This window comes from Photobacterium sanguinicancri (assembly GCF_002265265.1).
GTDB lineage: Bacteria > Pseudomonadota > Gammaproteobacteria > Enterobacterales > Vibrionaceae > Photobacterium > Photobacterium sanguinicancri.
In genome coordinates this window covers 1-10,525 of record NZ_NOIF01000177.1, presented here as the reverse complement: position 1 = coordinate 10,525, position 10,525 = coordinate 1, and the positions used below count along the sequence as shown (strand labels likewise).

The window sequence follows — 10,525 nt, the reverse complement described above, 5'->3', positions numbered from 1 at the left end:
CATTAAATATTACCTTAGATTTTTCGAACGTCTTTGTAGTTGTACTAGCCAAGACTTCTGATTTCGAGTTTAAAACTGAAAGTTCTTCGATTTCCATTAGTTCATGAAATTTAGCCAAACCTTTATTAGTCAGTGAATATCTCACTTTATTTTTGTCATATGACTGACATATAATCTCATTTTTAGCTAGAACTATTATTTTGTTTTTTAGCTCTTTATCTATGTTCCATGGAGGAATAGTAAACTTAGGCAACTTAGTGAAATCTTGATCACATATAAGTAAGTCAAATAAAAAATGAAGCTTATCCAAGTAAATGTATTTCGCGCGTCCAGATGTAGAATGTGCGATAATAAATATTATTGCCGTAATCTGAAAGCTGTCTAACTTTCTTGGAGAAATAAAGCTAGTGTAAGGACGTTTTTCAATGTGTATACTCATTTTTTACTAAACCTTAAGTTACAAACGGCCATCCATGTTGCAACGTTATATTGAGCAATTTTCTTTCTGTCCGTACGACTGAGATCAAAGTCCCCTAAGTCTTCGTTAATGACGTCTAGGTGCTCCTCGTATACTTTATTATAGTGTTCAAGTGCTTCATGCTTTGAGCTTACGTACTTCTCCATCTTATCTCGTTCTGCTGTTTCAATAACATCATCGTAGCTATCATAAAGAGTGGAGTTTTTTTCAATTACATTCTTGAAGCATTCATCTCCTATCATGATTTTTTCAAGTTCTTTAGGAAGTTCCGAAGTGTACGAGTCACCATGAATCGTTTCCAATTTACTTTCCAAGTTTCCATAGAAACTTTCATTACCTGGGAGATTTTTCCAAGTATCTACCCAATTATTAAACCTTTCATCATCAATTAGTTTTCGGTTGAATCTTATTAATCGATGATTGGAATCGAAATCTTCGCTACTTTTGAAATCAATACTATCAACGACCTCATTTAGTACAGTTAAATCCCTAGTTTCAATGAAGCCAAACATACCAGAGTTAGGTATCCTGCTCGTTATACCATGTAGTACGATCGCGCCATCCCAAGAACAAAGCAACATTGGACTACCAGAGATTCCTTCCATGGCTTCAGCGCCATATGTATCATCTTTGAAATTGTTAAATGCACTTTGACCCGCAGAGTAACGAAACTGATTGTCGTCTAAATCATCATTAAATTTAACTGCATCTAAGAAGAACGAATCCGTTAGCGAAGTAGGCTTCATGTAAGAAATAGATAAGAGCTTGTTATTAGTGATAGAGTTACAAAGAATCACAGGCTTTAATTTATCGACTTTGGAGTATAGCTTGAACAAAGCAAGATCATATTTCTTCGCAAAGTCAATAAAAGAAATCAACTCAAATCTTTCAATGTTAACCCCTCTGTTATCTAATATCTCTACGATGCGCTCATTATCATATTTCCTTCCGTATACAACGTGGCCCGCTGTAACACAGTAAGTATCATCATTGGACTTAAATAGAAATCCACAACCTATATGTACACCGTTAGACTTAAGAGTTACGAAATTTGATTTGATGTTATTCTTTAATATTTTCATTACAGGATAATAGACTCTGAATAGATTAAGTTTACACGAAAGCCTTTTGGTAGATTATTTATTTTAATACGGTCACGAACTTTCTCGTAGTTAAACGTAATGTTACATTCTGAATAGCCATGCTCAATACTCGATAAGATTAACCTTGCTAGAGATTCGGCATGAGGATGGCCATAGCTTCTAGGGCCATTAGTAGAAATAATGAAGTTGTTGCAATCTATTTTATGTAACAACTCCATACTCGTATTATGTTTACTTCCATGATGAGAGATTTTCACAACATCAAAATTTGTTTTCTCGCTTAACTGATTCGTTACTATCTCAGGAAGGGTATCAGAAAGAAATAGTGCAGATCTGCCCTTATATGTGACAGTGAATGAAATGGAAGAAGCATTTACGATGTCATTTAAGATACTATTTTGGGGTTCAGAAGGCAACGTTGAGCAGTCAACTTCAATGATATCACTTGAGACAAGACCATCATCATCACTTTCTTCCCACTCTTTAAAGAGTTGCCCTGCAACTACATTTTGGGGCGATAAGATGTCGATTCTCGTTTCGCCGAAGCGAAGAACTTTACCCGTGGTTGCTTCCTCAAGTTTGTAACCATTTGCTGCAAGAACATCTTTGAGGTTGTTTCCGTCCTCAAAAGTTACTAAGCCACTTGTATTAGTGTTTACCTTGACCTGTTCAGGGTGATTCATATAAACGGGTGCCGTTTTCGGTACGTATTTGCCGAATTGACTGTACAGTTTTGCTATTCCTCCAATGTGGTCTCTGTCCACGTGAGTAACAAACACGGCTTGTAACTTTGTGGGATCGTTCTCTTGTAAATATCTCTTCAGATACTTCGCTACACTTCTAGTGCCACCATCAATGAAGAATGTGTTATCACCACACTCAACAATAAATGAATCGCCTGTCTTTGCTTTTAGCAGCTGGATACGGAAAGCATTTATCATGTATATCAGAGAGTTATTATGAAATTTAATGCAACATCACACACCTGAAAAATTAAGTCTAGTACTAAAGTCAAGTTATTTGATTTGGCGCAAAGTCACATTTCTGTTTGCCTCCCCTAGGTTTATAAACAACCTGAACGATTACTACAAGAAGATGGATATGCCAAATTAGTGCTTCCCACTAACGAGATGATATTGCAGTAAGCAAGTCAAATCTCTACTTTGGGGATTATTGTCTAACTAACTTTGGGCGGATAGGCGACACCCGTTACCAAGTGCCGCTCTCCTAAGAACCCAGCGTGCAACTTTCACTGCGCTGGGCTCAAGCCTCCAGCTAAGGCGTACTATGTTACCCACCTGCCGCTAAGGCAGATTTTGCAATGCACATTTGAAGCTTCAATACTTGCTACCAAAGGTATTCTTGTTGAAGAGTGGCGATTGATAGCGGTAAGGAGAGGCACTAACTTCAAGTGAGGTCATCATTAGTAATCGACTTCAAGCTATCATGCTCGCTCAATCTCCGAGACTGGTATGTCTCATTATAAGAAACTGATAAATCCCTCGTGATCGATGAGAGATTATGATGCGCAAGTATCAGAATCTTAAGCTGGTGTTAGAGCGGTAAATAAGCTCACAAGGTTAGGTATGCCTGAAACACGGCGAGCAGATTAACAACTCGTAAAAAAGGGAGTCGTCTGTTCAGAATCTGAATTGATCAACAAAACCAGTTAGCTACTGTAAGCAATACATTCATAAATCATATTAATTTGGTAGAATATGAGACTACCTTTTATAGAAACGCCCTTTATGGATGAATTACTCATTAAAAATATTACCCCTAACTCACAACCAGAGCACACTTCTACCTATCAACTCAAACATTACCTACGTGAGGCCGACTGGACTTTGAGCCGTCTTTTTGCGTTTGTATTTAATGCCATCATTTTCTTATCTCTCATGACTCTCAGCCTCATATCGCTAGGTTTTGAATTGATTAACATTTTAGAGTATCAAGAAGGTCTGGCTGATATCTCTACAATTGAGATAGTGTTTATTGTTAGCTTGCTTGTGCTGCTAAAACGCTACTGGGCGTACACAGCACAGACTTCTTTTCGTTGGTGGAATATTCTAGCCTCCCCATTACTTTGGTATGGCAAGTTTGTACTTATCACTTGGTTTTGCGCAAGCTTCATTGTATTTGGTGATTTTCATGAAGGTACTGATCACTTCCAAACCGTTCTGATTCAGGGGCAAAGTTACAGTCAATTGCTCTCTTTTACTTACATCTTAATTAGCTTGTATATAGCTGTTCCCAGTCAAAGCTTAATAATCAAGCAAGGGAAAGCTGACCTCCAACCAGCAGTGTCTGGGTCACCAGAAGCTACGCAAACCAAACCAGAGGTTGAGAATGTTCAATAAGAAGTATCTACTCATCGCCATTTGTCTTACAGGCTCGCCGGTATTATCCATGGCCAAGTCGTTACCTTTAGTTGATAGCTGTGTCGAACTCATCAATATTTACGATACTAAAAACTCACAACGACTACTCGCAGCACAAACAACATCGTTGTCTGAAAGCTTACGCGCAGGATATTGTTTAGGTGTGCTCGAACAATATGAAGAAACCAAGCACAGCTGCCGTGCTGATTGGTTTAAGCGTGCCAAGTTTATCGCCTCTTATACACTAGAAACTAATCCGCCATCTGAACGCAGATTATTGGAGCTATCTTGTGAAATCTGATGGGTATATATCAGCGCCTGATGCTATCTGGAAACTATTCAAAGTTCGATTGTCAGAACACAAAGCTTTTAAAGACCTAATCTATTCCTTTATCCGCAATAGAAGTGAAGGAAAAAGCTTTCTCGATAGTAAAGAAGAACTTCAAAGTAACCCTGGAGCGAATTCAAGGAACAATCATTTCATCCACAAAAATAGCCTGACGAAGCTCTATAACGCCATTATTCTTCAAGCATTTTTCATAGAAACGAAAAAGGTCAAAGCCATCTTTTCCAACCCAAAAATGAGAAAACGAGCAGCTGAGTTAATGGCAGTAGTATTGAAAGACAGGCAATGCATTCTTGGCATAACTCTGCAATCTAACGAAGTTGAAGCACTTTTAAATGTAATGAACTCTGATGCTTCACTCGATGCACTCCGATTACCTAACCCGTTTTCCGAACTACCCCAGCTTTCCTTGTCTGGAATGACGAGTGTAACCCAAGCGCTTATTGCTCAAAGTGCAAGCCTCTCTCAGGGATCATCCATGATGCTTCACTTTTTCAATGGCGATCTCGAAGAAGCCTATCAAGCCTCATGTTTACTGCATTCAACCGATCCCGTCCTAAATAAATATCACTCATTAGTTCAGCAGCAATATCATGAAGCCACTGAGTTCGATAATCTTTTAGATGATTTATTAAATTAGTTGTTGCGAGTGCAGTGCACTCAATCATTCTTACTTTCAGTTCATCAGGGAGAGTAAGAATGACTTCAACCAAACAGTTAATTGATACATTCCAACCTCACATTCCGCTATGTCATATAAAGCGAGCTTTCAACATTGAAAGGCAGCTTCAATCGGGAGCTTCGTATCTTAGTTTAGGGGGGAAGAAAGTTCGCTCTTGCCCAAACCTAGTAAGGTTTAAATTGGGAAGAGGGTTCCGATTTGTTTGGCATATCGCTTCTGATGGACTTCAACCTAAAGAAATAACAACTAGGCAAGGATTTGAGCGAATAATCAGGCAAATTCGTAAGGCTAGTTCTTAAACAAGGAAATCAGATAATGGCTAAAAAAATCACACCTGCTAATAATGCGGCAAACATTCCTAATTCAAATAAGGGAACCAGTGGTACTAACCGTCAGCACGACCAGAACCAAGGCAATCGTGGTAAGCAGTTAAACCCAAATCAACAAGGTAAGAAATGATATGCCAGATTCAAGTGATATGTCTCAAGACGAACTAGATATTTGGTCAGATATCAACAACCCAAATAACGATGCAGACATGGATGACTGGGCAGATGCTCACAACCCAAACAATGATGATTACTTGGGTGACGACTAAATAACAAGCGACCACAATCAACTATGATTGTGGTCGTTTTCACGTCAACGAACTTACGCAGGGATGTTCCATGCGCCCATCAAGGTATTATTTTCATATAACGCCGCTGTATCATTGATTATGAAGAGATATCACTTTTTAGCGACACCGCCCAAGCATTTGATAATCTGGCGCAACGTATAGTTCACCAGAACCATTGTTGTTCAAATTGGTATTTGTACACCCACTAAAGCTTAACGATAGCTCGCCAATTTCATCTAGATGCGTTCGATTTACTTTACCAGTACAGTTATAGTGGCTCGCTGCATTTTCCAATTCATTGATTACACGTACATCAGATAAGTTATCTTTGAATTCTATTAGAATATTTCACTAAGCTCACTTCTGAAAAAGTGTAGAACCATGCCTTGTAGTTGGTTAGCCCGTCTTATAAGACAGGAATAATCCCTCCGCAAACAGACACACCTCTCTAGTATGTCGAAAGCTGTTTATTTGCTATCCTTAGCGCCGCTGGCACTCGGAAGCTAATCGAGTGCCCAAGTCATCAGAACTACTTCAGAACAAATAGGTGTCGCCATGCTAGCAATCTCAAATGCCGTAACCATCGCCGATTGGGAGATTGAACTTAACGCAATCAGATCAGCTGGTAACGGGGGGCAGAACGTCAATAAAGTGGCAACTGCTATTCACCTTCGTTTTGATATCAAGCGATCGTCTTTACCCGCCACCTACAAAGAAAAGCTGCTTAAGCTTTCTGATAGCCGAATCTCCTCTGAAGGTATAATCATCATCAAGTCACAGCAATTCAGAACTCAGCTACAAAACAAAGAAGCTGCTTTGGAGCGCTTGAAGGAACTAATTATATCAGCGATGGTTGTGCAGAAAGCTCGAAGATCAACGAAACCGACCAAAGGCTCACAACGTCGCCGAATGGATAGCAAATCGAAACGTGGTACAACAAAAGTATTGAGGAAAAAGGTGGATTTCTAATAAAACAAGGTGAACTCAATTAATCTAGATGCGTTTGAAGGCTGATGACTTCTTCATCCATCACAAAATGTGAGAGAGCCTATTGATTATATTCTTGCCAGTTAATTATCTTGTAGTGATGTTTGCTCATATACGCAGTAGTGCTGATTGACGAATATCGTCTATGCTCAAAGCATACAGGGAAAGCTCAACTTACTATAAGTATGCATAAATATGTTATACCAAAGATACGAAAATTGGGTTAATAGGTCTTCACTCTCTTTCGAAAGGAGAGATTTATCTCTGAATCAACCTAGTGAAAAGACTTACTATGCTTCTGATATGGCGCGCAAGGTAAATAAATTACAACAACGACTAATTGACAACTTTTATGGCACTTTGATGGTATCTGGAAAACTGCGCTTTAATAATGACCACCCCTTCTTTGGTGATCCTACTATCAGATAATTTCAGCAAGCGTTCTTTGTAAAAGTCAGGTAACGTTGAACGGTTAATATCAAAGCGAAGGTGAATGGCACTAGAAACTTTGTTGACGTTTTGCCCACCCGCACCTTGCGCGCGAATAGCCGTGAGTTCAATTTCCCAGTCAGCAAGTTGGACAGTATTTGAGATTGTTAGCATTAAGAAGCCACTTATAAAACGAGTGTATACTCCCGTATTATAAGTGATCACGCAGCAGAATTCGCGCCAGAAAAAGCGGCATTGATAGCCGCTTTCATTCTAATAGAGGTATTAACCTCTATATCATGACTGAATACCAGTTATACCCGACGATAAGGTAAATACACGGGCTCCCACATATGATGTGCAAGCTCTTGCTCTATATCTGTTTCAGGTAATTGATGATGAGGGTCTGTTGCTTTTATATTCGCAAGAATTCGCTTAGCAACCGTAATAGATACATTTCTAAGTTCACTAATTCTTGGATAGACACAACCTTTGTCTAAATCATCTTGAGAAACTTCATCAGCCAGTGCATACGAAGCCGTCGTGAACATGTCCATCGTGACTTTTGTTGACTGCGCCACAATCGATGCTAATCCCACCCCAGGGAAAATAAACACGTTATTACCTTGGCCAATGCGGTATTCTCGACCATTGTAATTTACGTTATCAAATGGACTTCCTGTTGCAACAATCGCTTGGCCCTCACTCCACTGGTAAATATCTTCAGGCAGGGCTTCGCAATTTGCTGTTGGGTTAGAAAGTGGGAATACCATAGGGCGCTTGGTGTATTCCATCATCTTTTGAACATGCTCAGCTTTGAACGCGCCGCCAATACCACTCGTACCTAAAAGTACCGTCACAGGGTGATTATTAATTAACTCGGTTAACGATACTTTGCTTTCATGCTCGGTTTGCCAACCTTGCGCTAGCGATCTTGGTTTTGCGTAACGTTTTTTATATTCATCTAAGCCTTCTCGGTCTTCAAAGACTAAACCTTGAGAATCAAGTACAAATATCTTTTCGCGGGCAGCCGTATGTGAGCAACCTTCTTTTAATAAGCCAGCAAAAATTTGATCAGCGACACCAACACCACCAGCTCCGGCACCATAAACGACGTAGGTTTGATCCACCAGTGTTTCATTTTTAATCTTAACCGCGCCTAATATACCCGCTAAAACAACTGAACCCGTGCCTTGAATATCATCGTTAAACGACGGTAAATACTCTTCATACTCAGATAAATTATCAAAAGCGTTAGACTTACTAAAGTCTTCCCACTGCAAAACGGCTTTAGGGAAATTGCGCTTCACTTCATGCACGAACTTTTGAATAAACTGCTTATACTCTTCGCCGCGCATCCTTTTTCTTGGCACACCCAAGTACATAGGATCATCTAAAAGGTCTTGATTATCGGTTCCCACATCCAGCGCAATAGGTAAACAATGAGCAGGATGGATACCCGCCCCTAATGTATAAAGAGATAACTTACCAATAGGAATCCCCATGCCACCTACACCTTGATCGCCAAGCCCTAAAATACCTTGGCTATCAGTTACCACGATGATTTTGATGTCTTTACCTTGAAAATGGCGAGCAAGATCGCTCATCTGATCAACGTTATCTTGCGTAACGTATAAGCCCCGCGCTTTTTGATAACGGTGACTAAATTCTTGGCAGGCTTTACCCACGGTTGGGGTGTAGATAATCGGGGTCATTTCCTCAACATGGCGAGATACTAAAGCATAGAACAAGGTTTCGTTACGGTCTTGCAATGCGCGCAAAAACAAATATTTTTCAATATCTGTAGAGGCATTACGAAAACCGTCATACACGCGATTTAGCTGATCATCAAACGTTTGCACTTTTGGCGGTAATAACCCCGTTAGTTGAAAGTCTTCACGCTCTTCATAGCTGAATGCCGTACTTTTATTTAATGTTCTATCATTTAGTAACTCAGTACCAGTAAGTGACACTGGACGAAATTCGTTGCCGTTTTCATCTTTCCACCTTAGGTATTTTCCTATGGTCATGGTATCCCTCCGCGCGATTAACGACTTGTGGTTAAGAAGTCATCATCTTATGCCTATGCCATCATAAAAAACGTGACATCATAACGAGTTAACAAGGTTTATCATGGCTAGAAGGTACTAACGTGATCTTAAAAGTACACTAATGAATACTAAGCTTAGGTTGCAAAAATTAGTATTCTTCGCCGTTAGGCTATACACTGACGATCCCTTTAATCATACTGATTTAATTCATATTTATGATGAACTTCGACGCACAGTTAACGCTTTCAGATAACGGCAAAATGTATGTGAATCCTCGCCGAATCGCGTTGCTCAAAGCGATATCTCAAACAGGTTCGATCAGCCAAGCAGCCAAACATGCCGAGATCAGCTATAAGGCTGCACATGATGCCATTAAAGATATGAATAACCGTGCTGAACACCCTGTCATTACCAGCGAAAAAGGCGGTAAAGGGGGCGGCGGCGCAACCCTGACCCATACTGGTGAGCGGTTAGTGCAAATGTATGATTTACTAGATCAAATTCAAGATATGGGCCTGAAAGCCTTAAATGATGATGAAGCGCCGTTACACAGCCTACTTGGCGTTATGAGTAAGTTCTCTTTGCAAACCAGTGCCCGCAATCAGCTTTTCGGTATTATTACCAAAATTGAAAACCATGAATTACACGATGTGATTTCCGTTGAATTAAAAGGCAAACAAACCTTACTCGCGACTATTACACATGGCAGTACTAAACGTTTGGGCTTAATTGTAGGAAAAGATGTAGTGGCACTCGTAAAGGGGCCTGCCGTGACGCTTTCATCAGATGCCACCAGCGACGATTACGATAATGTACTAGAAGGAAAAGTTAGCTCAGTATTACATGAAAAGCATACGTCAGAATATCAGTTAGCCTTAGAGGGTGGAGATACTCTATGTGCATTCAATAAACACTGTGAAACTGCAGTGTTAGATACCACTAATATTGTGGGTGACACTTGGTTTGCCCACTTTCATTCAAACCAAGTGATCATTGCAACGCTTAATTGATTCATCTGCATGGGATGAAGTCAAATACTGTTGCTAAATATGGCTAAACAGCTCTAGATAATCTTGCATCAAGTGCTCATGAGTTTAAGCAAGATATCGAATCCTTATCAGGCATATCCTATCTCGTAAGTGCCTTTCGTTATTCACAGCCGAATAATACGTAAGCAATGACGACATTGATATTTCGCATTATAAAATAGCTTTTCCCACCATTGCCGTTTTATCTTCATTACGTTACTACAGTCACATTTTGCACACATACCGCTATTACAACCTGTTCTACTACATATTAACTATTAAGCAATGCACATACAGCACATCACGCTATTAATAGCTTACATAATAAAGAGTGGAGAGATTGAAAATGGACACTCTAATTTGACGCGTATCAAGTATTGTAAAACTTTGAATTAATTCGTATTTCAAAATAATTCAATAC

12 protein-coding genes and 1 pseudogene are annotated in these 10,525 nt (G+C 39.6%); 8 read left to right on the top strand and 5 right to left on the bottom strand.

Annotation, left to right across the window (positions count from 1 at the left end; translation table 11 throughout):
- The 3 genes from ASV53_RS19770 to ASV53_RS19760 form a co-directional block, all read right to left on the bottom strand.
- Positions 1-439: hypothetical protein (locus ASV53_RS19770; protein ID WP_094958361.1), on the bottom strand; the 439-nt coding region annotated here is incomplete at its 3' end.
- Positions 436-1,560 (bottom strand): hypothetical protein, encoded by a 1,125-nt coding sequence (locus ASV53_RS19765; protein ID WP_094958360.1) that lies wholly within the window; start codon positions 1,558-1,560, stop codon positions 436-438. The genes ASV53_RS19765 and ASV53_RS19770, both read right to left, overlap by 4 nt.
- Positions 1,560-2,522, bottom strand: coding sequence for a ComEC/Rec2 family competence protein (locus tag ASV53_RS19760; RefSeq protein ID WP_094958359.1), 963 nt, complete (start codon positions 2,520-2,522; stop codon positions 1,560-1,562). The genes ASV53_RS19765 and ASV53_RS19760 overlap by 1 nt, the downstream gene beginning before the upstream one ends.
- Positions 2,523-3,329: 807 nt before the next feature.
- On the opposite strand from ASV53_RS19760, the gene ASV53_RS19755 reads away from it, so the two are divergent.
- The 7 genes from ASV53_RS19755 to arfB (ASV53_RS19735) all read left to right on the top strand — a co-directional run bounded on the left by ASV53_RS19755 (position 3,330) and on the right by arfB (ASV53_RS19735) (position 6,578).
- Positions 3,330-3,941 carry a hypothetical protein gene (locus tag ASV53_RS19755; RefSeq protein ID WP_094958358.1) on the top strand — a complete coding sequence of 204 codons (612 nt, stop codon included), beginning with the start codon at positions 3,330-3,332 and terminating at the stop codon, positions 3,939-3,941.
- A gap of 49 nt (positions 3,942-3,990) precedes the next feature.
- Positions 3,991-4,263 carry a hypothetical protein gene (locus ASV53_RS19750; RefSeq protein ID WP_239928865.1) on the top strand — a complete coding sequence of 91 codons (273 nt, stop codon included), beginning with the start codon at positions 3,991-3,993 and terminating at the stop codon, positions 4,261-4,263.
- Positions 4,253-4,948 (top strand): hypothetical protein, encoded by a 696-nt coding sequence (locus ASV53_RS19745; RefSeq protein ID WP_094958356.1) that lies wholly within the window; start codon positions 4,253-4,255, stop codon positions 4,946-4,948. Before ASV53_RS19750 ends, ASV53_RS19745 begins: the two co-directional genes overlap by 11 nt.
- 59 nt (positions 4,949-5,007) lie before the next feature.
- A complete protein-coding gene (locus tag ASV53_RS26505; protein ID WP_094958355.1) occupies positions 5,008-5,289 on the top strand; it encodes a ParE family toxin-like protein in 282 nt (93 codons plus the stop codon).
- Positions 5,290-5,305: 16 nt separating this feature from the next.
- On the top strand, positions 5,306-5,449 hold the full coding sequence (locus ASV53_RS25580; RefSeq protein ID WP_189337924.1) for a hypothetical protein: 144 nt from the start codon (positions 5,306-5,308) through the stop codon (positions 5,447-5,449).
- A 1-nt stretch (position 5,450) separates the two neighbouring features.
- A complete protein-coding gene (locus ASV53_RS25575) occupies positions 5,451-5,588 on the top strand; it encodes a hypothetical protein (protein ID WP_189337923.1) in 138 nt (45 codons plus the stop codon).
- Positions 5,589-6,164: 576 nt separating this feature from the next.
- Positions 6,165-6,578, top strand: a complete 414-nt coding sequence (gene arfB / locus ASV53_RS19735) for an alternative ribosome rescue aminoacyl-tRNA hydrolase ArfB (protein WP_094958354.1) — start codon at positions 6,165-6,167, stop codon at positions 6,576-6,578.
- A gap of 387 nt (positions 6,579-6,965) precedes the next feature.
- On the opposite strand, the pseudogene arfB (ASV53_RS19730) reads toward arfB (ASV53_RS19735), so the two are convergent.
- A pseudogene (arfB, locus tag ASV53_RS19730) lies at positions 6,966-7,199 on the bottom strand (alternative ribosome rescue aminoacyl-tRNA hydrolase ArfB); the annotation flags it as partial.
- A gap of 140 nt (positions 7,200-7,339) precedes the next feature.
- The gene (locus ASV53_RS19725) at positions 7,340-9,055 is read right to left on the bottom strand and encodes an NAD-dependent malic enzyme (RefSeq protein WP_094958353.1); all 1,716 of its coding nucleotides are present in this window, start codon (positions 9,053-9,055) and stop codon (positions 7,340-7,342) included.
- A gap of 236 nt (positions 9,056-9,291) precedes the next feature.
- Here ASV53_RS19725 and ASV53_RS19720 point away from each other — a divergent pair, with 236 nt between their 5' ends.
- Positions 9,292-10,086, top strand: coding sequence for a TOBE domain-containing protein (locus ASV53_RS19720; RefSeq protein WP_094958352.1), 795 nt, complete (start codon positions 9,292-9,294; stop codon positions 10,084-10,086).
- Positions 10,087-10,525: the final 439 nt, after the last annotated feature.

Coding starts and splice junctions, on each gene's coding strand:
- ASV53_RS19765 (WP_094958360.1), bottom strand. CDS start 1,560: ATGAAAATATTAAAGAATAACATCAAATCAAATTTCGTAACTCTTAAG.
- ASV53_RS19760 (WP_094958359.1), bottom strand. CDS start 2,522: ATGATAAATGCTTTCCGTATCCAGCTGCTAAAAGCAAAGACAGGCGAT.
- ASV53_RS19755 (WP_094958358.1), top strand. CDS start 3,330: ATGGATGAATTACTCATTAAAAATATTACCCCTAACTCACAACCAGAG.
- ASV53_RS19750 (WP_239928865.1), top strand. CDS start 3,991: ATGGCCAAGTCGTTACCTTTAGTTGATAGCTGTGTCGAACTCATCAAT.
- ASV53_RS26505 (WP_094958355.1), top strand. CDS start 5,008: ATGACTTCAACCAAACAGTTAATTGATACATTCCAACCTCACATTCCG.
- ASV53_RS25580 (WP_189337924.1), top strand. CDS start 5,306: ATGGCTAAAAAAATCACACCTGCTAATAATGCGGCAAACATTCCTAAT.
- ASV53_RS25575 (WP_189337923.1), top strand. CDS start 5,451: ATGCCAGATTCAAGTGATATGTCTCAAGACGAACTAGATATTTGGTCA.
- arfB (WP_094958354.1), top strand. CDS start 6,165: ATGCTAGCAATCTCAAATGCCGTAACCATCGCCGATTGGGAGATTGAA.
- ASV53_RS19725 (WP_094958353.1), bottom strand. CDS start 9,055: ATGACCATAGGAAAATACCTAAGGTGGAAAGATGAAAACGGCAACGAA.
- ASV53_RS19720 (WP_094958352.1), top strand. CDS start 9,292: ATGATGAACTTCGACGCACAGTTAACGCTTTCAGATAACGGCAAAATG.